This window comes from Rhodanobacter sp. FW021-MT20 (assembly GCF_041107475.1).
GTDB lineage: Bacteria > Pseudomonadota > Gammaproteobacteria > Xanthomonadales > Rhodanobacteraceae > Rhodanobacter_A > Rhodanobacter_A glycinis.
On sequence record NZ_JBGBPX010000003.1, the window covers coordinates 152,843 to 175,378 of the forward strand.

General features: G+C 65.2%; 20 protein-coding genes. 7 read left to right on the forward strand and 13 right to left on the reverse strand.

Annotated elements, in window-relative coordinates; translation table 11 throughout:
• Positions 1-16: 16 nt before the first annotated feature.
• From smc to abc-f, 12 genes are all read right to left on the reverse strand, one after another.
• Positions 17-3,517, reverse strand: coding sequence for a chromosome segregation protein SMC (gene smc, locus AB7849_RS05635; RefSeq protein ID WP_008211993.1), 3,501 nt, complete (start codon positions 3,515-3,517; stop codon positions 17-19).
• Positions 3,518-3,638: 121 nt separating this feature from the next.
• Positions 3,639-5,078 carry a hypothetical protein gene (locus AB7849_RS05640; protein ID WP_369500693.1) on the reverse strand — a complete coding sequence of 480 codons (1,440 nt, stop codon included), beginning with the start codon at positions 5,076-5,078 and terminating at the stop codon, positions 3,639-3,641.
• A 61-nt stretch (positions 5,079-5,139) separates the two neighbouring features.
• Positions 5,140-5,385 (reverse strand): BolA family protein, encoded by a 246-nt coding sequence (locus AB7849_RS05645; RefSeq protein WP_008211997.1) that lies wholly within the window; start codon positions 5,383-5,385, stop codon positions 5,140-5,142.
• A gap of 8 nt (positions 5,386-5,393) precedes the next feature.
• The gene (locus AB7849_RS05650) at positions 5,394-5,693 is read right to left on the reverse strand and encodes a YciI family protein (protein ID WP_008211999.1); all 300 of its coding nucleotides are present in this window, start codon (positions 5,691-5,693) and stop codon (positions 5,394-5,396) included.
• Between the two features lie 199 nt (positions 5,694-5,892).
• On the reverse strand, positions 5,893-7,410 hold the full coding sequence (lysS, locus tag AB7849_RS05655) for a lysine--tRNA ligase (RefSeq protein WP_369500694.1): 1,518 nt from the start codon (positions 7,408-7,410) through the stop codon (positions 5,893-5,895).
• Positions 7,411-7,605: 195 nt separating this feature from the next.
• Positions 7,606-7,932, reverse strand: coding sequence for a hypothetical protein (locus tag AB7849_RS05660; RefSeq protein ID WP_037100049.1), 327 nt, complete (start codon positions 7,930-7,932; stop codon positions 7,606-7,608).
• A gap of 45 nt (positions 7,933-7,977) precedes the next feature.
• Positions 7,978-9,103, reverse strand: a protein-coding gene (gene prfB, locus AB7849_RS05665; protein ID WP_139201727.1) for a peptide chain release factor 2 whose coding sequence is annotated in 2 segments (ribosomal slippage) — positions 7,978-9,027 and positions 9,029-9,103 — 1,125 coding nt in all. Because the reading frame shifts where the segments join, the coding sequence is not laid out codon by codon here.
• Positions 9,104-9,201: 98 nt separating this feature from the next.
• Positions 9,202-10,869, reverse strand: coding sequence for an asparagine synthase B (gene asnB, locus AB7849_RS05670; RefSeq protein ID WP_008212010.1), 1,668 nt, complete (start codon positions 10,867-10,869; stop codon positions 9,202-9,204).
• Between the two features lie 380 nt (positions 10,870-11,249).
• On the reverse strand, positions 11,250-11,633 hold the full coding sequence (locus tag AB7849_RS05675) for an STAS/SEC14 domain-containing protein (protein ID WP_008212012.1): 384 nt from the start codon (positions 11,631-11,633) through the stop codon (positions 11,250-11,252).
• 118 nt (positions 11,634-11,751) lie between these two features.
• Complete coding sequence (gene recJ / locus AB7849_RS05680; protein ID WP_157618088.1) at positions 11,752-13,413, reverse strand: single-stranded-DNA-specific exonuclease RecJ; 1,662 nt, start codon at positions 13,411-13,413, stop codon at positions 11,752-11,754.
• Positions 13,414-13,481: 68 nt separating this feature from the next.
• Positions 13,482-14,405, reverse strand: coding sequence for a phosphoglycerate mutase (locus AB7849_RS05685; protein ID WP_008212016.1), 924 nt, complete (start codon positions 14,403-14,405; stop codon positions 13,482-13,484).
• A gap of 12 nt (positions 14,406-14,417) precedes the next feature.
• Positions 14,418-16,379, reverse strand: a complete 1,962-nt coding sequence (gene abc-f / locus AB7849_RS05690) for a ribosomal protection-like ABC-F family protein (protein ID WP_008212018.1) — start codon at positions 16,377-16,379, stop codon at positions 14,418-14,420.
• Positions 16,380-16,516: 137 nt separating this feature from the next.
• On the opposite strand from abc-f, the gene AB7849_RS05695 reads away from it, so the two are divergent.
• The 6 genes from AB7849_RS05695 to AB7849_RS05720 all read left to right on the forward strand — a co-directional run bounded on the left by AB7849_RS05695 (position 16,517) and on the right by AB7849_RS05720 (position 21,331).
• Positions 16,517-16,864 (forward strand): hypothetical protein, encoded by a 348-nt coding sequence (locus AB7849_RS05695; protein ID WP_008212020.1) that lies wholly within the window; start codon positions 16,517-16,519, stop codon positions 16,862-16,864.
• A 146-nt stretch (positions 16,865-17,010) separates the two neighbouring features.
• Positions 17,011-18,078, forward strand: a complete 1,068-nt coding sequence (locus AB7849_RS05700; RefSeq protein WP_008212021.1) for an agmatine deiminase family protein — start codon at positions 17,011-17,013, stop codon at positions 18,076-18,078.
• Between the two features lie 39 nt (positions 18,079-18,117).
• Positions 18,118-19,008 carry a carbon-nitrogen hydrolase gene (locus tag AB7849_RS05705; RefSeq protein WP_008212023.1) on the forward strand — a complete coding sequence of 297 codons (891 nt, stop codon included), beginning with the start codon at positions 18,118-18,120 and terminating at the stop codon, positions 19,006-19,008.
• 201 nt (positions 19,009-19,209) lie between these two features.
• On the forward strand, positions 19,210-20,442 hold the full coding sequence (locus AB7849_RS05710) for a TraB/GumN family protein (RefSeq protein ID WP_008212024.1): 1,233 nt from the start codon (positions 19,210-19,212) through the stop codon (positions 20,440-20,442).
• Between the two features lie 186 nt (positions 20,443-20,628).
• Positions 20,629-20,958: a c-type cytochrome gene (locus tag AB7849_RS05715; protein WP_092703380.1), complete on the forward strand. Its 330-nt coding sequence runs from the start codon at positions 20,629-20,631 to the stop codon at positions 20,956-20,958.
• Positions 20,959-20,980: 22 nt separating this feature from the next.
• Complete coding sequence (locus tag AB7849_RS05720) at positions 20,981-21,331, forward strand: c-type cytochrome (RefSeq protein ID WP_008212029.1); 351 nt, start codon at positions 20,981-20,983, stop codon at positions 21,329-21,331.
• A gap of 75 nt (positions 21,332-21,406) precedes the next feature.
• On the opposite strand, the gene AB7849_RS05725 is transcribed toward AB7849_RS05720, so the two are convergent.
• The gene (locus tag AB7849_RS05725; RefSeq protein WP_008212031.1) at positions 21,407-22,015 is read right to left on the reverse strand and encodes an NfuA family Fe-S biogenesis protein; all 609 of its coding nucleotides are present in this window, start codon (positions 22,013-22,015) and stop codon (positions 21,407-21,409) included.
• Positions 22,016-22,164: 149 nt separating this feature from the next.
• Between AB7849_RS05725 and AB7849_RS05730 the strand changes: the two genes are divergently transcribed.
• A complete protein-coding gene (locus AB7849_RS05730; protein WP_369500696.1) occupies positions 22,165-22,509 on the forward strand; it encodes a 4a-hydroxytetrahydrobiopterin dehydratase in 345 nt (114 codons plus the stop codon).
• Positions 22,510-22,536: the final 27 nt, after the last annotated feature.

Below are 22,536 nucleotides of genomic sequence, written 5' to 3' on the forward strand. Positions count from 1 at the left end.
AGACTTCTTCACGAGCTCAGGCGGCGCCGGCCAGTTTAGCCGCTTCGGCCAGATCCACCTGCACCAATCGCGACACGCCCGGCTCGCGCATGGTCACGCCGCACAACTGGTGGGCCGCTTCCATCGCAGCCTTGTTGTGGCTGATGAAGATGAACTGCACCTTCTCGCTCATCTCGCGCACCACGTTGGAGAAGCGCCCCACGTTGGCTTCATCCAGCGGCGCGTCCACCTCGTCGAGCAGGCAGAATGGCGCCGGGTTGAGGCCGAAGATGGCGAACACCAGCGCGACCGCGGTCAGCGCCTTTTCGCCGCCGGACAGCAACGAAATGTTGGACGGTCGCTTGCCTGGCGGCCGCGCCATGATCGACACGCCGGTGCTGAGCAGGTCGTCGCCGGTGAGTTCCAGGTAGGCGTGGCCGCCGCCGAACAGGCGCGGGAACAGTTCCTGCACGCCGGCGTTGACCTTCTCGAAGGTTTCCTTGAAAAGCATGCGGGTCTCGCGATCGATCTTCTTGATCGCACCCTCCAGCGTTTCCATTGCATCGGTCAGGTCGGTGAGCTGGTTGTCGAGATAGGTCTTGCGCTCGCTCTGCTCGGCATGTTCCTGGATCGCGGCCAGGTTGACCGGCTCCAGCCGCACGATCTTCTGGCCGATATCGACCAGCTGCTGACGCCACTGCGCGGCGTCGACGTCTTCGGGCAACTCGGCCAGCAGCGGTTCGAGCTCGAGCCCGGAACCGGTGATCGCCTCGGCCAGTTGCTCGGCGCGCAATTGCAGCGCTTGGGCTGCGAGGCGCTTTTGCGACAAGCCTTCGCGCAGCGCGGACAGCCCCTGCTCGGCCAACTGGCGTTGCTGCTCGAGCTTGCGGAACTCGATGTCGCAATCTTCCAGTGCGCGGCGTGCCTCAACCAACTGCTTGTCGACCAGCAGGCGCTGGTCGAGGTAAGTCTGCCGCTCGGCCTCCAGTTCGGCGATGGGATCGGAACCGGCCGCGAGCTGCTCGGCAATCTCGCCACGACGCGCTTCGATCTGGCGCAACTGGGTGTCCATGCGCGCCAGCGACTGTTCCAGCGACGCCAGCGAGGAACGCTTGGACTCCAGCGAAAGCGCCAACGCGTGTGATTGGTCGGCCGCCTCGCGCGCGTTCATGCGTGCTTCCTCGCGCGCCTCCAGCAAGGCGCGGCGCTCGTTCTCCAGCTCGCGGCGCTGGTCCTCCAGATCGCCCATGTGGTTGACCGACTCGTCCAGCCGCGCACGCGCTTCGCGGGTCTGGCCCTGCATCTCGTCGATCTGCTCGATCAGGGCCGACAATTCGCCAGCCACTTTCTCTGCGCGGGCGCGAGCCGTTTCCACCTTGCCGCGGTGGCTTTGCAACTGGCCGGCCAACTCGGACTGACGGCGATGTGCGTTGTACAGCTCGCGCTGCGCATCGTCACGAGCGCGCTCGGCCTCGAACTTGCTCGTGCGCAGCACCTCCAGTTGTTCGCCGGCTTCTTCCAGTTGCGCTTCCAGCGTGGCGACCTGTTCGGTCAGCGTACGCAGCTCGCGTTCGCGCGCCAGCACGCCGACCTGGTTGCCCTGCGCCCGACGCACGCGCGCCCAGTGCGAGGCCAGCCATTCGCCACCACGGGTGATGACGGACTGCCCGCCGTCGAGCGAGCCGACCCGTTGGCGTGCTTCATCCAGCGTGTCGGCGGTCTGCACGCGAGCCAGCAGCTGCAGCGCCGCGACCGGACCGCGCACACGCGCCGCCAGCGTGCCGGCAGCACCGGGCTCGCCCGGCTCGGCATGCAGCAAGGCGATATCGGCCTCACCGAGATCGTTGAATTCGGCGGCCAGCGCCACCGGGTCGTCGACCAGCACGCCGTCGAGCAGGCCGGCCAGCACGGTTTCCACCGCAGCTTCCCAGCCGGCATCCACCTGCAGCGAAGCACCGAGGCGGCGCGCCTTGTCCAGACCGAGCTTGCCCAGCCATTCGCTGGCGGCACTTTCTTCCTGACCCAGCGCCGCGGTCTGCAACGCTTCCAGCGAGGCCTGCCGCCCGCGGGCCGTCTGCAGTTGCTGACGCGCTTCGTTCAACGAGGACTGCAGCTGGCGTTCCTCCTCGAGGATCTTCTCGTGATTGCCCTTGTGCTGATCGAGCAGGCTGCCCAGCGACTCGACGCGCTCGCGCTGGGTCTCGTGTTCCTGGCTGAGCTGTTCGGCGGCGGCATCGAGGGCAGCGACATCGGTAGCTTTCTGTTCCGTCTCCAGCGCTTCGCGTCGGCGGCCGAGATCGAGCGCCTGGCGATCGAGATAGTTGAGCTTGGTGCGCTCCACTTCCGCAGCGCGGTTGGATTCGCCAGCCGTGCGTGTATGCGTGTCCCAGCGCTGCTGCCAATCGGCCAGCTTCGCTTCGGTGCTGCGCTGGGCCTCGGCGGTGTCGTCCTGCATCTGCTGCAGGGCTTCCAGCTTCGGCTCGCCCTCGGCCAGCGCCATGCGCAGCGCCTCGGTCTGTTGTCGATCCGCACCGATGTGCTCGGCCAGCTCGGCGTGCTCACGCTCGACCTCGGTCTGCGCACGCACCAGGCGCTCGGCATTTTCCTTGTTGTGGCGCACCTGCTGCTCGACACGGGCGATCTCGGCACCGACCTTGTATACGTCGGCCTGCACGGCGTTGAGGTGCTCACTGGCGCCGTTGTGACGCTCGCGCACACTTTCCAGTTGCGCCTCGATCTGGCGCTGGCCGGCAAGCTGTTTCTCGATCTCGATCTCGGCGGCGGACAGGCCTTCGCCCTCGCCGTCGTGCTGGCTCTTCAGCGCCCGGTATTCCAGCGCACGCAGTTCGGCTTCCTTGCGCGTCTGCTCTTCCTTCAGCGCCTTCCAGCGCTCGGCCGCACGGGCCTGGCGGTTGAGGTGTTCGAGCTGCTTGTCCACCTCGTCGCGCACGTCCTTCACGCGGTCGAGATTCTCGCGAGTGGACTTGATGCGGCTCTCGGTTTCCTTGCGGCGCTCCTTGTACTTGGAGATGCCGGCCGCCTCTTCCAGGTGCGTGCGCAGCTCTTCCGGATGCGCCTCGATGATCTGCGAGATCATGCCCTGCTCGATGATCGAGTAGCTGCGCGGGCCCAGGCCAGTGCCGAGAAACAGGTCGGTGATGTCGCGGCGACGGCAGCGTGCACCGTTGAGGTAGTACGACGACTGTCCGTCGCGGGTGACCTGGCGCTTCACCGAGATCTCGGCGTACTGGCCGTACTCGCCCTGGATCGAGCCGTCGGCGTTGTCGAAGATCAGCTCCACCGTGGCCTGGCCCACCGGCTTGCGCGAGGTGGACCCGGAGAAGATCACGTCGGTGAGCGAATCGCCACGCAAGCGGCTGGCCGCGCTCTCGCCCATCACCCAGCGCACCGCGTCGATGATGTTGGACTTGCCGCAACCGTTCGGCCCCACCACGCCTGTCATGTTGGCGGTCAGGTGCAGCGTGGTCGGATCGACGAAGGACTTGAATCCGGCAAGTTTGATGGTGGTGAGACGCATGAAATGTCCGTGGAAAGAATCAGATACGGCTGGCGTGCAGGACAGCCAGCCAAGTGTCCCGGATCAGGCCCGTATCGGCAAATGGTCGTGCCTGCGCACGGCCACCACGACACCCGCCAAGTTACTGAACATGAACGATCTGTCCATTTTGCAGCACCCTGTAACGAGCTTGCGCGGCACTATCGAAACGGACCGATGGAACAAACAGGGGAAGCAGGGTACGCAGGTCCGGCGTGCCCCGGAAAATCGACAGGTAACCGGGCACGGCGGCGTTTTCGAAGACCGGGCGCGGATTTCGGATCACCGCAAGCCCTTGCCGCAAGTGCGCCAGATAGGCATGCGATTCAGCCATCAGCCACAGGTTGCTCCAGGTCGCATGACGGCTCGTCCGAATATCGGAGGCATTCAGCCCGGCAAAAGCCAGCACCGCGAGGAATCCCGCCGACCAGGCCACCTTTCTGCCCGTTGCGGAGGTCGGAACAAATGCTGTGCGCGCCCACCAGATCCCGATGAACAGCACCGCCAAATGGAGTTCCTCGTATCCGAACCGATATTGGTGCGGAGACATCAGTCCGAACAAGGCGATGCGATTGGACATGACGATCGGCAGGTTGTCGAGCATCAGTACCAGCAGCAAGGCCGGCAACACCTTCCAGCCTCCACGCCGCCGGCCAACGCCCCACAACAGCATTGCCAAGCCTGCCGCGAGCATCGTGGCCAGCTGCCACGACCAACCGTGCGCGGGGACGTCGCGAGCCGTTTCCACACCGATGCCGGATGCCCCGGCGAACAGCACCTTCACGAACTCCAGGTCCGCCCTGAGAGCCGGCGCCAGGGACGCTTGGGCGCTGCCGGGGTGAAGCAGGAGATAGACAAGCACATAGATACCGGATCCCACCACCAGCAATAGTGGCGGCCGCGCATGATGCAGCAGACGTTCGCGGAAACGCTGTTCCCCGGCCAGATACCCTGCGACCAGCATGTGCAGGGGAATCATCACTGCCTTTTCGTAAAACCCGAAAGCCAGCACGAATGCCAATGCGGCCATCCACAAGTGGCGCGAACGTCCGCCCTTCAACCACGCCAGGTAATGGTAGATGGCGCACATGTCGAAAAAGACATAGGGCACCCGATGTTCGGCATGCGCCCACCAGGCCAGACCGTAGATCACCAGCCCCGACGCGGCATAACCACACACCAGCAGGCCGCCCGACTTGCCCAGGCCAAGCAAGCGCAGGCTGGCGGCAAGATAGACCAGTGTCCCCACATGGAATGCCAGCATCACCGCAACCGCCACCCCGAACGCCATCGGGTCGACGTGGTACACCAGCCAGCTGAGCAGGCGATGCAACGGCACGTAGTGCACATCGGTGGGCATCAGCACGAACTGCCAGAAACCCGTGTGCCGCATCAGCACCAGGTTGTCCAGATCGTCATTGCTGAAATCGCTGTAACGCAACAGATACCAGGCGGTATAGACAACCAGCAGGACCAGCAAGCCGAGGGTTGCTGCCCGGGCGGCACGTTCCCAGGCGAATCCGTCGCGGGGCCGGTCCGGCATCGTTCACTCCTCGATTGGCGAATCAGACCGCAACAGGCGACTCACTCCGGCCATGCCGCGCTCAGGGCACCTTGGCATCGATGGACAGGGCGTGAATGCCATCGTTCATCAGGTCATCCAGGGCAGCGTAGACCATGCGATGCCGTTTCACCGGCAGCATGCCCGTGAAGGCGGCACTGACGATGCGCACATGGAAATGGCCCTTGCCGGCATTGGCGTGCCCGGCGTGCTTGTGGCCCTCGTCCAGCACGTCCAGTTCGACGGGCGCCAGCGCCGCGATCAGGCGCTGGCGGATCTCGTCGACCATCGGCTCGCTCACGGCAGGACCTTGCGGAACGGCTTGATCTCCACGTCCGCATACACGTCAGCGGCCACGTAGGGGTCGGCCTTGGCCCAGGTTTCGGCGTCGGCCTGGCTGGCGAACTCGGCAATGATCAGGCTGCCGGTGAAGCCGGCCGGACCGGGATTTTCCGATTCGATCGCCGGAAACGGACCCGCCAGCAGCATGCGCCCTTCGTTCTGCAAGGCATTCAGTCGCTCCAGATGCGCGGGCCGCGCCGCCATGCGCTTGTCGAGGGAACCGGGATGATCCTTGGCGATGATGGCAAACCACATGATGCAGACTCCGTAGCTGGGGCGATTCACCATTTTACCCGACTGCGCCCTGTCGCACGGGATTCCGGAAAATCATCACCCGGAGGCTTTCGGATCAAGGCGTCCGGTCGGCGCCCGACAGCCTTCCGCTGAAACCCCCTGCCTGAAACGCCGAAGGCCCGCACGCGGCGGGCCTTCGGGGCTTGCGTCATCCGCAAATTCAGCCTTCCGGCCGCATGTACGGGAACAGCAGCACGTCGCGGATCGAGGCCGAGCCGGTAAGCAGCATCACCAGCCGGTCGATGCCGATGCCGAGGCCGCCGGTGGGCGGCAGGCCCACCTCCAGCGCGCGGATGTAGTCGGCGTCGAAGTGCATCGCCTCGTCGTCGCCGGCGTCCTTGGCTTCCACCTGGGCCTTGAAACGGGCGGCCTGGTCTTCCGGATCGTTCAATTCGGAGAAGCCGTTGGCCAGTTCCTTGCCGTTGACGAACAACTCGAAGCGGTCGGTGATGCCCTTGTCGCTGTCGTTCTCGCGCGCCAGCGGCGAAACCTCGACCGGATGCTGGGTGATGAAGGTGGGCTGGATCAGGGTGTGCTCCACCGTCTTCTCGAAGATTTCCAGCAGCAGTTTGCCCCAGCCGTAACCGTCCTTGACCTGCACGCCGAGACGTTTCGCATGCGCAGCCATCGCCGCGCGGTCGCGCAATTCCTCACGCTTGATATCGGGGTTCAGCTCCAGCACTGCATCTTCCATCGTCCAGCGGCGGAAAGCCGGACCCACGTCGATCTGCGCGCCGTCCCAGGTCAATTCGGTGCTGCCGATCACCGCCTTGGCCGTCTCGCGGATCACACTCTCGGTGAGGTCCATGATCTCGTTGTAGGTGGCGTACGCCTGGTACAACTCGAGCATGGTGAACTCGGGGTTGTGCCGGGTCGACACGCCCTCGTTGCGGAAGTTGCGGTTGATTTCGTAGACGCGATCGAAGCCGCCGACCACCAGGCGCTTGAGGTACAGCTCCGGCGCCACGCGCAGGTAGAGATCCATGTCCAGCGCGTTGTGGTGGGTGATGAAGGGCTTGGCCGTGGCACCGCCGGGGATGACGTGCATCATCGGCGTTTCCACCTCCATGAAGCGGCGCGGCGCGGCCTCCAGCCACTGGCGGATGAAGCCGATGATGCGCGAGCGCTTCTGGAAGGTGTCGCGCGCTTCCTCGGTGACGATCAGGTCGACATAGCGCTGGCGATAGCGCTGCTCGACGTCGGCCATGCCGTGATGCTTGTCCGGCAGCGGGCGCAGGCTCTTGGTCAGCAGGCGCAGCTGATCCGTCTTGATCGACAATTCGCCGGTCTTGGTGCGCATCAGCACGCCTTCGGCGCCCACGATGTCGCCCATGTCCCAACCCTTGAAGGCGTCGTAGACCTCGCCCACGGTGCCGGCATGCACGAACAGCTGGATGCGCCCGGTCATGTCCTGCAACTGCACGAAACTGACCTTGCCCTGCACGCGCTTGAGCACGATGCGCCCAGCCACCTTGACCCGACGCGCCGAGGCCTCGATCGCTTCGGCCGTATGCACCTCACGGTCGGCGAACTCGTCCTGCAGGTCACCGGCAAAGCTGTCGACCTTGAAGTCGTTGGGGAAGGCGATGCCCTGCCCGCGCAACGCTTTCAGTTTCTCGCGACGCTCGGCGATCAGCTTGTTCTCGTCGATGATCGGGGTATCGGTGGCTTCGCTCATGGGGCTTCCGTGGTGGCCGGCGCGCTCACGTCGGCTGATGCTGATTTTCTTGTGGAGTGACTCGATATTTCCGTTCGTGCCGAGCGTAGCTTGCGACAACGGGCGGGGTCGAAGCGCCAGGCGGCGCGGCCCTTCGACTCCACCCCTGCGGGCCTGCGCTCGGGGCGAACGGGATCATGCTGAAAACCCGGGCGATCAACCGCCCTTGCCAAACACTTTCTTTGTTGCGTCCTTGGTGGCTTCCCAGCCTTCTTTCGCGCCGTGACCAATGGCGATGCCGGCCTTTTTCGCACCATGGCCGATGCCTACGCCGGCCTCCTTGGCGCCGTGTCCGACCTTTTTCGCCACGCGGCGGGTCGCATGACCCACGTCGCGGGCACCATCGGCCACACCATGGCCTACGGTTTTCGCATCCTGCTTGACGTCCTGGCCGAAGCCTCCCGGGCTGGCCTGCGCCACCACGCCGTACGTCGCGAGTAGCGCGCCGGCGATCAGGATGCCGCAGATCTTCTTGCTGTTCATGGCATGACTCCCGTTCGGTAAGAGCTAAGGAAAACGGATCAACACTTACGCATCCGCACGTTTGGAACCGGCCTCCAGGCCGGACTTCAAGCTGGCCTCGATGAATTCGTCCAGATCGCCGTCCAGCACTTTCTGCGTATCGGTGCGCTCGACACCGGTGCGCAGGTCCTTGATGCGGCTCTGGTCCAGCACATAGTTGCGGATCTGGCTGCCCCAGCCGATATCGGACTTGGTCGCCTCCAGCGCGTCCCGCTCGGCATTGCGCTTCTGCATCTCCAGCTCGTACAGCTTGGCGGCCAGCATCTTCATCGCGGTGTCGCGGTTCTGGTGCTGGCTGCGGCCGGTCTGGCAGGCCACCACGGTATTGGTCGGGATATGCGTGATGCGCACCGCCGACTCGGTCTTGTTGACGTGCTGGCCGCCGGCGCCGGATGAACGATACACGTCGGTGCGCAGATCGGCCGGATTGATGTCGATCTCGATGCTGTCGTCGACTTCCGGCGACACGAACACCGAGGTGAAGCTGGTATGCCGACGGTTGTCCGAATCAAACGGCGATTTGCGCACCAGCCGGTGCACGCCGATCTCGGTCTTCAGCCAGCCGTAGGCGTAGTCGCCCTCGACGCGGATGGTGGCGGACTTGATGCCAGCCACGTCGCCGCCGCTGGCTTCCATCAGCTCGGCCTTCCAGCCGCGCGACTCGCACCAGCGCAGGTACATGCGCAGCAGCATTTCGGCCCAGTCCTGCGCCTCGGTGCCGCCGGCGCCGGCCTGGATGTCGACGAAGGCGTTGCAGGCATCCATCTTGCCCGAGAACATGCGCTGGAATTCCAGCTTGTCGACCTTCGATTCAAGCTTGGCCAGGTCGTCGATCACCGATTGGGCGGTTTCGTCATCGCTGTCCGCGACGGCCATGTCCAGCAGCTCGTCGGCATCGGTGAGGCCGGCAGTGAGCGTGTCGATGCCATCGACCACGGTATGCAGGCGGGCGCGTTCGCGGCCCAGTTCCTGCGCGCGCGGCGGATCGTCCCAGACGGTGGGACTTTCCAGTTCGCGGGTTACTTCCTCAAGGCGTTCGCTCTTGGAAGCGTAGTCAAAGATACCCCCTAAGCGACTCGACACGGCCCCGAAGGTCCGCAATCTGCGCATGGATGGGATTGGTCTCGATCATGGTCGGAATCATGGGGAAAACGGCCGTCCATGGTAGCAGAGCGCATGCCGGCGAGGCATGCGCCCGGATAAACGGACCGCCGTGCGAGCGGACCCGTTTCAGCCCACGGCGTGCTCGTGCACCCCCTTCACCGCCCGGCCGGACGGATCGGCCGCATTGGCGAACGCGGGATCCCACGCCAGCGCGGCCGGCGACGAACAGGCAATCGACTTGCCACCCGGCACCGTGGCGGCGCAAGCCTCACCCGGGTAGTGCTGTTCGAAGATGCGGCGATAGAAATACGCCTCCTTGGTGGCCGGCGTGTTGAACGGATAACGCGCTGCCGCGGCGGCGAATTCACGATCGCTCACCGATTGCTCGGCATGCGCCTTCAGGCCATCGATCCAGCCATAGCCGACGCCGTCGCTGAACTGCTCCTTCTGCCGCCACAGGATCTCCTTCGGCAATGCGCCCTCGAAGGCTTCGCGCAACACGGCTTTCTCGATCCTGCCTTGCCCGGCCATCTTGTATTTCGCATCCATGCCCATCGCCACGTCGATGAATTCCAGGTCGAGGAACGGCACCCGCGCCTCGACGCCCCAGGCCATCATCGACTTGTTGGCACGCAGGCAATCGTAGCTGTGCAAGGCATCCAGCTTGCGCACGGTTTCCTCGTGGAAAGCTTCGGCGGACGGTGCCTTGTGGAAGTACAGGTAGCCGCCGAAGATCTCGTCCGAGCCCTCACCGGACAGCACCATCTTCACGCCCATCGCCTTGATCCGCCGCGCCAGCAGGTACATCGGCGTGGCCGCGCGGATGGTGGTGACGTCGTAGGTCTCGATATGGCGGATCACCTCCGGCAGCGCGTCCAGCCCTTCCCAGAAGGTGTAGACGAAACCGTGATGCACGGTGCCCAGCGCATCGGCGGCCACCTGCGCGGCGGCCAGGTCGGGCGAGCCTTCCAGCCCGATCGCGAAGGAATGCAGGCGCGGCCACCAGGCCTCGCTGCGATCGTTGTCTTCCACCCGCTCGCGCGCGAAATGCGCAGCGCAGGCGGCGACCAGCGATGAATCCAGGCCGCCGGACAACAACACGCCGTACGGCACGTCGGTCATCAACTGGCGATGCACGGCCTGCTCGAAAGCCTGGCGCAATTCGGCCGGCGTCGGCGTATGGCCCTGCGTCACCGCGTACTCGCGCCATGGCTTGCTGTAGTAGCGGCGCAGTTCGCCGCTGGCGCTGTCGTAAACGTGGCCCGGCGGGAAAGCCGACACATCCGCGCACACGCCTGCCAATGCCTTCATTTCCGAGGCCACGCACAGCCGCCCCTGCGCGTCGTGGCCCCAGTACAGCGGACACACCCCGATCGGGTCACGCGCGATCAGGTAACGCTTCGCCTCGCCATCCCACAAGGCGAAGGCGAAGATGCCGTTGAGTTGTTCCACGAAGTCGGCGCCCACATCGCGATACAGCGCGTTGATCACTTCGCAGTCCGACCCGGTGGTGAAGTCGTAATCACTGGCTTCACGCAACTCGCGGTGGTTGTAGATTTCGCCGTTCACCGCCAGCGCCAGCGCGCCGTCGCGTGAACGCAACGGCTGCGCGCCACTGGCCGGGTCGACGATGGCCAGGCGCTCGTGCACCAGGATCACCCCGGCATCGACAAACACGCCACTCCAGTCCGGCCCGCGATGACGCTGGCGCTGCGACAGTTCCAGCGCCTGCCGGCGCAACGCGGACAGGTCGTCGCCTGGCTGCAAGTCGAACATCCCGAAGATCGAACACATGATTGAAACCCCTCCGTTGTTTTTGAAAGTCGGCCATGGATGGCCGGTTTGTCTTTGCGCGGATGGATTCGCGCCATAGTTACCGCAAGTCGGCCATGGATGGCCGGGGTTGCTCTTGCGTGGATGGATCCACGCACGGGTAAGGCGCGCAGAAAAAGAGAAGGCCCGCACTGGGCGGGCCTTCGTCGCGTATGTTTCGTGGAAACTTGAAGCTACGCGCGGGCCCGCCAACGATTGGCGTTATTGTTCGCGCGATTATTGTTGACGGCCGGCACGAAGCCCTGCGCGGAAAGCGCAGTGACGTTCGGGAAGCAGGCAGTCAACGTGGTCATGCGTCGACTAGAACAGATTGGACGTCCATCTGCAAGTGACCATCCGGACTAACCTCCATCATCCACCCGCGGCTCACTGATCCAGCGCCGGGCCGTTTCCAGCTCGGCGTTGGCGAACAGGCGGAAATCCGCCGGCATGGCAAACCCCATGGCGGTGGCGGTCATGCGCAGCCACGCCACGTCGGTGACCAGCGCCACCCGGTCCCAGCCGCTGAAATGGCGCAAACCCAGCTTCGCGTCGTCCCACATCGCCCCCGGGTCGAAACCGGTGAAATCATCGCCGGCGTGGTACAGCAGGCGCAGCTTGCGGTTGAGCGAGAAAGCGGCCTCGATATCGGGCACGATCACGCGCTCGTAATCGTCGGCCGTCACCTGTCCGCGCGCCCGGAATCCCAACGCACCGGCCGGCAGGTTTTCCAGTTGTTCGATCATGGCTTGCTCCGCTTGGCGACTACCTGCAGCGAAGCATAATCCCCGTCACTGAAAGCGTGTGCGAAATCGCCATGGAGGCTCACGCGTGCTTAACGCCCAGCCGCGTTGGCTGCGATATTCAATCCGCAACCGGCTCCATGTGCCGCAGCAACAAACGTGCGCTTTCGCGCCCTTGCCAGTCGTTGATGCCCAGCTCGTAGACGGCGCGCATGCGCTGCGGCGGTGGCTGACCGTGATAGGCATTGAACATCACAGCCTCCTGCAGTGCGCCGTCGCGGGGATCGCGCAATTGCAGTCGCAAGTGGGTTTCGCCCATCACCTTCCAACTGGCGCACTCGAACACGTTGTCGAACAGCGGCTCGGGGAAGGCTTGTCCCCACGGCCCGGCATCACGCAATTGGCGCGCCAGTTCCAGCGTGAACCCGCCGGAGGGCAATTCGCCATCGGTATGCAATACGGCTTGCAAGTGTTCCGGCTCGATCATTTCGCGGGCCACCTCATCGAACGCAGCGGCAAAACGCGGGTAATTGGCCGCCTTCATGCTCAGTCCGGCAGCCATCGCATGACCGCCGAAGCGCTCGATCAACCCGGGATGACGGGCGTCGATCATGGCCAGCGCGTCACGCAGGTGGAAACCGGGAATGGAGCGACCCGAGCCGCGCAGGTGCTCTACATCGTCCTCGCTGGCTGAGGCGAACGCGATCACCGGACGATGCAGTCGCTCCTTCAGCTTCGATGCCACCAGCCCTACTACCCCGGCATGCCAGGAAGCCTCGTACAACGCCACGCCGACCGCCTCGATGCTCGCCACACCCACCACCATCAACTCGGCTTCGGCCACCATCGAGGCCTGCAATTCGCGGCGCTCGCGATTGATGGCATCGAGCCGCTCCGCATGGCGGCGAGCTTGTACCGGATCGTCGGCAAGCAGGCATTCGACCCCAAGGCGCATGTCTTCCAGGCGGCCTGCCGCATTCAACCTTGGACCGACGCTGAAACCCAGGTCGCTGGAACACAAGGTGGCACGGCTGCGCTTGCCCACCTCGATCAGTGCATTGATCCCGGCACAGGCGCGCCCTTGCCGAATGCGCTGCAGACCGGCTTCGACCAGCACCCGGTTGTTGAAATCCAGCGGCACCAGATCGGCCACCGTGCCCAGCGCAACCAGGTCAAGCAAGGCCGAGAGATCGGGTTCGCCCTGCCCGAAAGCGCCCTGCTCGCGCAACTTCGCGCGCAAGCCCAGCAGCAGATAGAACATCACGCCGACGCCGGCCAGCATCTTGCTCGGGAACGGGTCGCCGACCAGGTTCGGATTGACGATGGCATCGCAGGCCGGCAACTGCTCGCCGGGCAAGTGGTGATCGGTGACGATGACACGAATGCCACGCTCGCTTGCGGCCGCCACCCCAGCCACGCTGGCCACGCCATTGTCCACGGTCACCAGCAATTGCGGCGTCGGCTGCAGTGACGCCACCAATGCGGGGGTAAGCCCGTAGCCGTGGATGAAACGGTTCGGCACCACGTAATCGACCTTGCATGCGCCGAGCATGCGCAAGCCGCGCACGGCCACGGCCACGCCGGTGGCACCATCGCAATCGTAGTCGCCGGCAATCAGGATCGACCAGTCGTCGCGGATCGCCTCGGCCAGCAAACCCACCGCCGCGGCCATGCCACCGAGCTCATGCGGCGACAGCAGACGCTTGAGTCGATGCTCGACCTGTGCGGGCCCCAACACGCCGCGTGCGGCGTATACACGTTGCAGCACCGGATGCACTCCCATGCCCCAACCGACCGGTTCGCCCTGCGTGGCGCGGCGGCGCAGTTCGAGGCGCGCGGCCTTGGCGTCGCTCAACGCCGGCTACCGCGCCAGAAGCGCCAGCGATGCCATGGCAGGTGCAGCCAGCGTTCGCCGCTGGCGAAGCTGATGCGCACGGTTTGTCGCTGCGCCAATGCCTGCAATCGCGGCCACCAGTCGCGCTCGATATCGGCCACCGGCAGATCCTGCAGGTCGACCAGCCAGCCTTCGCGCGCGGTGGCCACGCTGTCCGGCGTACGCGGCTGATGCAATATCTTCGCGCGCTCGGCCAGCGCCGTCAGCAACACGTCGTCGCCGACCACGCCACCGAAACGGCTGCGCACCCGTGCCGGCAACGTCCCCGCGCCCCACAGCCACACACTGTTGATCGGCGGCTGGCCTGCCGCGCTGCGCGCTGCATTGCGCGGATGCTGGTGCAACAACACCTGCACCTCGTTGATCAGCACGCGCCAGCGACGTCCTTCGGCACCTTGCGGCAAGTGTTGATACAAGTCTTCGCCCAACGCCTGCTCCGGAGCGGCAAAATCGGGCAGTTCCAAGCCTGGAGAAAGCCGCAGGTGCCAGTGATCGGCCGCCGAGATTTCAAGCCGGACGCCGGCCTCGTCGAAGACCGGGCGCAAGGTATCGGCGAACTCGCGCGCCTCGTCCATCCGCAGCTGCATCTGTCCGCAAACCAACAAGCGCACGCCGGTCATGTCCGGCTGCACCCAGGACGGGTCGGCGCACAACCACGTCGCCTCGCCCGCATCGCCGGCCAGCAACTCGCGGGTCAACGCGGCCACCGGCATCGGCGCTGCACCGCTGTCGAAATAACCGGCCAGTCCATCCAGGTAACCCTGCGGGCCCGCCTCCAGGCGATCCGACTGTGCCAGCCACCGGTGCAGCGGATGCGTCGGGTCGAAACGCCCCAAGGCGGGCAACCACAGCTCCAGCGGATGGATCACGGCAGCGCTCATCGACGATCCTCTTCAGGCTTCCAGCGACTCGTACAACTCCAGCCATTCCGCTTCCAGCGTTTCCTTCTCGCCGCGCAGCCGACCCTGCTGCTGACTCAGTTTCATCAGCTCGGCGGTTGAGCCGTTGTAGATGTCGGGATCGGCCAGCTTCGCCTCCAACGCCGTCAATTCGGCATCGATGGCGGCGACGCGCGTCTCGACCTTCTTCACGCGTTGGCGCGAGGCCTTGTCGTTCTCGCGCTGGAGCGCGGCCACCTTGCGCTCGTCAGCGGCATTCGCCTTCGTCTCAGGTGCGGAAACCTCGGCGGATGAGTTTTCCTGCCCCGCCTTGGCGGCCTTGGCCTTTTTCTTCGCCTTGCCGCCACGCGAACGCAGCCAGCGCGCATAGTCGTCCAAGTCGCCATCGAACGGCTCGACCACGCCGTCGGCCACGCGCCAGAAACTGTCGCAGACCATGCCAAGCAGGTGGCGGTCATGCGACACCAGCACCAGCGCGCCGTCGAAACCGGCCAAGGCGTCGGCCAACGCTTCGCGCATGTCCAGATCGAGATGGTTGGTCGGTTCGTCGAGCAGCAGCAGGTTCGGTTTGTCCCACGCGATCAGCGCCAGCGCGAGGCGCGCACGCTCGCCGCCGGAAAAGCCGTCCACCGATTCGAACGCCCGCTCGCCGGCAAAATTCCAACCGCCCAGAAAATCACGCAAGACTTGCGCGGCCACGCCGGGGGCCTTGTCCTGCAGGTGGTTGAACGGGCTGGAACCCGCGTGCAGGCTTTCCACCGTGTGCTGGGCGAAATAACCGATTTTGAGATCCTTGTGCGCCTTGCGCTCACCCGCCAGCGGCTCCAGTTCGCCGACCAGGGTCTTGACCAGGGTGGACTTGCCCGCGCCGTTGGGCCCGAGCAGGCCGATGCGTTCGCCGGCCTCAAGGCGGAAGCGGACATCCCCCAGCACCACCTTGGCCTCCGTGGATGCCGCGCCCTGCCCCTCGTCACCCACGGAACCGGCCGGGTATCCGGCCACGACGTCCTCGATCTGCAACATCGAATCGGGCACGCGATCGGGCTGCGCGAACTGGAAGTGGAACGAGCGCTCGGCACGCACCGCCTCGGTGCCGGCCATCTTTTCCAGCCGCTTCATGCGCGACTGCGCCTGCTTGGCCTTGCTCGCCTTGGCCTTGAAGCGATCGATGAAAGACTGCAGGTGCGCGCGTTCGGCCTGCTCGCGTTCGTGGGCGATCTGCTGCTGGCGCAGTTGCTCGGCACGCAGGCGTTCGAACGCGCTGTAATTGCCGGCATAGAGCTTGGCACCGCCACCATCGAGATGCAGCGTGTGGTCGATCACGCCGTCCAGGAATTCGCGATCGTGCGAAATGATCAGCAAGGTGCCCTGGTAGCGGCGCAGCCATTCCTCCAGCCACAGCACGGCGTCGAGGTCGAGATGGTTGGTCGGTTCGTCCAGCAGCAGCAACTCGGACGGCGCCATCAGCGCGCGGGCCAGGTTGAGGCGCACGCGCCAGCCACCGGAGAACTCCTTCACCGCGTATTCGTGCGTTTCCGGCGCAAAGCCCAGGCCATGCAACAGGCGACCGGCGCGCGCCCGCGCGTCGTAGCCGTGCAGTTCCTCGATGCGGTGATGCGCCCGAGCCATCGCCTCGGTGTCGCCGCGCTCCTGCGCATCGGCCTCATCGCGCAAGGCGGCGGCCAGTTCCTCGTCACCACCCAGCACATATTCGATGGCCGGATCGGGCAGCATCGGGGTTTCCTGGGCCACCGAGGCCAGGCGCAGCTTCGCCGGCAGGTCGAGGTCGCCCGCGTCAGCCTCCACCTGCCCTTGCAGGGCGGCAAACAGGCTGGACTTGCCGCAACCGTTGCGGCCGATGACACCCAGTCGCCAGCCACTCTGGATCACCAGGTCGATATCGGAAAGCAGCAGGCGACTGCCGCGGCGCAGGGCAAAATGGCGGAACGCAATCATCTCAAGGGCACTTCAATCGACAGGCTGGCCGCACATGATAACGGTTGCGGGCGTCACATCTGTCGCAACTGCCCGTGGATCGCCACAATCACTTCTGCTACAACGATTGCCGCATCGCCTTGCGCGGAGAGGGGACCATGTTCAAGCACCGTTTCAGCCTGCCCTTGCTGGCAGCACTCGCTTTTGGCGCCGGCAGCCTTGCCGTGCCGCAGACGGCTCACGCCGACAACCTGCTGATCCATCGGGTCCAGCAGGAAAAGGGGCTGCACCTGCCCGAACGCGGCCTGACCATGGGCCAGGTCGAAAAGCGCTACGGCACGCCCTTGCGCAAGCTGCAGCCGCGCGGCGGTGATACCCGACGGCATCCGGTCATCAAGCGCTGGGAGTACGCCCACTACATCGTCTATTTCGAGCACGATCACGTGATCCACTCCGTGCTCAACACGCCGGCCGGCAACAACCTGCATCCCGCTTCAGCGAAGTAAGCCGCGCCAGAGTCAGCGTCACGGCACGCACAAAGCCCCGGACTTCGGCCGGGGCTTTGTGCTGTTGCGCGCCGACATCGCTATTCAGCGCAAGCGCCTGCCCATAAACTGTCGTGTCCTGCCCCGATGTCGATGCGAGCACGATCATGACCCCATCCACGAACCTGCGCCTGCCTGCCGAGTGGGAGCCGCAATCCGGCGTACTCATCGCATGGCCCCACGCCGGTACCGATTGGGCCGAGCGGCTGGCCGAAGTGGAAACCACCTATGTGGCGCTGGCTGCCGCGGTAACGCGCTTCGAACCGCTGGTCATCGTGGTGGCCGATGCCGCGGTGCACGCACATGCCGAAACCCTGTTGCGCGAGGCCCGCGTCGAGCTCGCACGAGTGCGTTTCGTCGAGTTGCCCTATGACGACACCTGGTTGCGCGACTCTGGCCCGATCACCCTGAAGGGTGGCGATACCTCCGATTCCCGGCCCGACTTCCAGCTCACCGATTTCCGCTTCACCGGCTGGGGCGGCAAGTTCGGCGCCGAACAGGACGACGCGCTGGTGGCCGGTCTGGTCGACGCCAGCGTGTTCGGCCATGCCGCGCACAAGCGCATCGACTGGGCGCTGGAAGGCGGCGGCATCGAAAGCGATGGCGCCGGCACCATCCTCACCACTTGGCGCTGCCTGGTACAGCGTCACCCGGAACAGTCGCGCGAGGAGATGAGCGCGATCCTGCGCGACGGCCTGCACGCCGAGCGCGTGCTGTGGCTGGACTACGGCTACCTCGAAGGCGACGACACCGACGCCCATATCGACACCCTCGCCCGCTTCGCGCCGGGTGAGCGCATCGTGTTCCAGGCCTGCGACGACGCCAGCGATCCACACCACGACGAACTGCAGCGCATGGCCGCCGAGCTGGCCGCGCTGCGGACCGCCGACGGCCGCCCCTACCAGTTGCACCCGTTGCCGTGGGCGCAACCGATCCTCGACAACGGGCGCCGGCTCGCCGCGTCCTACGCGAACTACCTGATCATCAACGGTGCCGTTCTGGTGCCTGCCTACGGCGACACGGCCGATGATGAGGCCGCGCGCATCATCGGCACTGCGCATCCCGGCCGCGAGATCGTGCAGGTGCCGTGCCGCCCGCTGATCTGGCAGAACGGCAGCCTGCATTGCATCACCATGCAGCTGCCCGGCGGGCTGAACCCGGCCGGCATCGGCTAAACTCGCACCACTGGAAAAGCCCCCGAGACCGGAATGCCGATGACCCGCAAGACCCTCAAGGTCGCGCTGCTGCAGGAAACCGACCGCGGCAGCCGCGACGCCAACCTCGATGCCATCGAAGCCGGCCTGCGCGAAGCGGCCAAGGCAGGGGTCGAGCTGGTATTGCTGCAGGAACTGCACAACGGACCGTATTTCTGCCAGCACGAGTCGGTGGACGAATTCGACCGGGCCGAATCGATTCCCGGCCCGAGCACCGAGCGCATCGGCAAGCTGGCCGCGGAACTGAAACTGGTCGTGGTCGCCTCGCTGTTCGAGAAGCGCGCCGCGGGCCTGTATCACAACACCGCCGTGGTGTTCGACCGCTCGGCCGCCATCGCCGGCAAGTACCGCAAGATGCATATCCCGGACGATCCGGCGTTCTACGAGAAGTTCTACTTCACGCCCGGCGACCTCGGCTTCGATCCGATCGACACCTCGGTGGGCCGCCTCGGCGTGCTGGTGTGCTGGGACCAGTGGTATCCGGAAGCGGCTCGGCTGATGGCGCTGGCCGGCGCCGAGCTGCTGCTGTATCCGACCGCCATCGGCTGGGACCCAAACGACGCGCAGGACGAGAAAGACCGCCAGCGCGAGGCGTGGATCACGGTGCAACGCGGCCACGCCGTAGCCAATGGCTTGCCGCTGCTGGCCTGCAACCGCACCGGCCACGAACCCGATGTGTCCGGCGTGGGGGACGGCATCCGTTTCTGGGGTTCCAGCTTCGTCGCCGGACCGCAGGGCGAATTCCTTGCGCAAGCCGGCACCGATCAGCGCGAGCTGCTGGTCGTCGAGATCGACATGCAGCGCAGCGAACACGTGCGGCGGATCTGGCCGTTCCTGCGCGACCGCCGCATCGACGCCTACCACGACCTGCTCAAGCGCTTCCGCGACTGATTTTGAGTTGACCGTTGCTACGACCACCCTGGCCAGGGGAGTCAACGGGCGGCCGCCCTTGGCCGCACGCCTCAACACGCGATGATCACCGTCCCGTCGCGAGAATCAAACGAATGATCCACCCGGGCCACGCGCCTCACTTGCTTCGTGCGAAGTGCGTCCCCATGCTTGGAAAATCCCCATGACCGGCACGTCTTCCGCATGAGTGTTCCCGAAACCGCCCTGCCACTGCCCACCGCACTTGCCGACCAACCGATCGAGCGCGTGCAACGCGACGGCGTCGAATACGTGGTGCTGGGCACGGCGCATGTCTCGCGCAGCAGCATGGAGGCGGTGGAGGCACTGCTCGAACACGAACATTTCGATGCGGTGGCGGTGGAGCTGTGCGACAGCCGCGCGCAGGGCATGCGCAATCCCGAAGCGTTCAAACAGATGGACCTGTTCCAGGTCATTCGCCAGGGCAAGACCGGCATGGTCGCCGCCAGCCTGGTGCTGTCTTCGTTCCAGAAGCGGCTGGCCGACCAGTACGGCATCGAACCCGGCGCCGAGATGAAGGCGGCGATGGACGGCGCCGAGCAACGCGGCCTGCCACTGTGGCTGATCGATCGCGAAGTCGGCACCACCCTGAAGCGCGCGTGGCACAGCGTCGGATTCTGGCAACGTTTCGGCCTGCTCGGCGGCATGCTCGCCAGCGTGTTCGAGCGCGAGAACATCGACGAGGGCGAGATCGAGAAGCTCAAGCAAGGCGACATGCTGGAGAGCGCCTTCAGCGAATTCGCCAGCGAGTCGGAGCCGCTCTACCGCAGCCTGATCGCCGAGCGCGATGCCTACATGGCCGCGCGCCTGCGCGAAGAAGCCACGCTTTCGGCCACCACCGAACCGCGCCGCGTGCTGGTGGTCATCGGTGCCGGCCACCTCAAGGGCCTGTGCGAAAAGCTGCGCACGCAACAAGGCGATCCGGCCACCGAGGCGGCGGCACTCGCGCAAACCCCGCCCAAGGCGCGTTGGCCGAAATGGCTGGCGGTGGGCCTGGTACTGCTGGTATTCGTGGCGATCGGCTGGGCCTTCCATCGCAATACCGCACTGGGCGCACAGGTGCTGCGTGACTGGATTCTTTTCACCGGTGGCTTCGCGGCACTGGGCGCCGTGCTTGCCGGCGCGCACCCGATCAGCGTCGTTGCCGCCTTCATCGCCGCGCCGATCAAGCCGTTCCGTCCCGGCATTCCGGCCGGCGGCATCAGCGCGATGGCCGAGGCCTGGGTGCGCCGCCCGCGCGTGGCCGACTTCGAGTCGTTGCGCGACGACGTCACCCACTGGAGCGGCTGGTGGAAGAATCGCGTGGCGCGCACGCTGCTGAATTTCTTCCTGGTCAGCCTGGGTACCCTCGTCGGCGAATACAGCGCCGGCTTCCACATCGTCCGCAGCCTGTTCTGACGGGTTCGCTCGGCGACGCGCATCGTGTTCGGCCCATTGCCGCCCGGGCTCGCCGGGGTCGGCACGCAGCGTTGCGACACGCGCCACACGCATCCATGCCCTCCGGCGCGGCGTCATGTTGTTCCGGCTCTCGCGCTGCGTCTATACTCGTCCGATGTACCCGTCGGAACCGTGGGAATCCTCTCGATGACTCGATTGCATTGGCTCGGCCTCGCTGCAGTTTCCGCTTTCCTCGTTGTTGGTGCCGCACAGGCCACCGGCAACAAGGCCAACGGTCGCACGCTCGTCTACACCTGCGCCGGCTGTCACGGCGTTCCCGGATATTCCAACGCCTATCCGGACTATCCGGTGCCGAAGATCGCTGGCCAGAACGAGCAGTACATCATCAATGCGTTGCACGAATACCAGAGCGGCGACCGGACCTATCCCACCATGGTGGCGCAGGCGCAGAGCCTGTCCGAACAGAACATCGAGGACATCGCCGCCTACCTGTCCAGCCTCAAGCCGATCAAGTAATTCCGGACATCAAGGAATCTGCATGAAACGTGCGCTTACCCTGCTTTCCCTTGGCGCTGTCATGGCGTTTGCCTCCGCTCCGCTGCTGGCCAGCGGCAATGCTGCGAACGGCAAGACCAAGGCCGCTGCCTGTTTCGCCTGCCACGGGGCCGACGGCAACGGGGTCGATCCGCAATACCCGCGCCTGGCCGGCCAGTACAACGAGTACATCCAGCAGGTGCTGCACGAATACAAGGATGGCCGCCGCAACAACCCGATCATGAAGGGCATGGTGGCCACGCTGTCCGACCAGGACATCGAGGACGTCGCCGCCTATTTCTCCAGCCTGCCGACCAAGCTCGACACGCTGAAGGGCCATGTCCAGGGCGACTGATCCCGGCGGGTCAGGCGCATGAAAAAGCCCGCCGAGATGGCGGGCTTTTTCATGCGCGGCCTAGCATCGGCACCATCAACCCAGTGCCGACTTGCCTTCGTGCTTGCTGTAATACGGATTGCTGCCGTCCGAGTGGTCGGTGGCGTCACGTACCGCCGTGATCTCGGGCACGCGTTCGCACAGGGTTTTCTCGACGCCCTGTTTCAGCGTCACGTCGACCATGCCGCAGCCGTGGCAACCACCGCCGAACTGCAACAGGACGACGCCGTCGGCGTCCACTTCCAGCAAGGTCACCCGACCGCCATGCGACGCCAGTCGCGGATTGATCTCCGATTCCAGCACATAGCGCACGCGTTCGATCACCCCCGCTTCCACACCGGGAACGTCACCCTTGATCTTCGGCGCGCGGATATTCAGCTGGCCGCCGGTCTTGTTCGGCTCGTAATCGATGCTGGCGCCGTCCAGCCAACTGGCGCTGTCGCCCGCGATATGGAACTCGAAACCGGTGCATTCCACCGTCCACTCCGAACCCGTCAACTCGACCGGCTCGCAAAATTCCAGCTCGCAGTTGGCCGCCGGGGTGCCGGGCGAGGTCACGCGCAGGCGAATGCCCAATCCGTCGATGTCCTGCTGGGCGAGAAGGCGCTGGAAGTGCTGCTGCGCGCGCTCGGAAATATCGATCATGCCGGTTCCGTCAAAGTCTCAAAGTCCACCCGAAGCGAACCCGGGCGAATACAGCACCATTTTAGTCCAGTTTCATCATGAAGGGCGACTTTGACTTTTCCGCGCGCAGCTTCGACGCTTTGCGGCCTCATCCATCATCCGGAGCCTTCATGAACAACCAGCAGCCGCTTGCCACCCAGCACTGCCAGCCGCGCAAGGGCAAGGAACACGCGCTTGACCAAGCCGCCATCGCCACCTTGCTGCCACAGTTGCCCGGCTGGAAGGTCGCCACGGATGGCAAGTCGCTGGTGAAGGATTTCCGTTTCGACGACTTCCATCGCACCCTGGGTTTCATCAACGCGATCGGTTTCATGGCCAACCACGAAGACCATCACCCGGATATCGAAGCCGGCTACGGCCACTGCCAGCTGCTGTGGTCCACCCACGACGTGGGCGGGCTGTCGCTGAACGATTTCATCTGCGCGGCGCGCGTCGAGGCCCTGCTCGAGCGCTGAGCCGAGCCGGCGGTTCTGGCCCGGCGC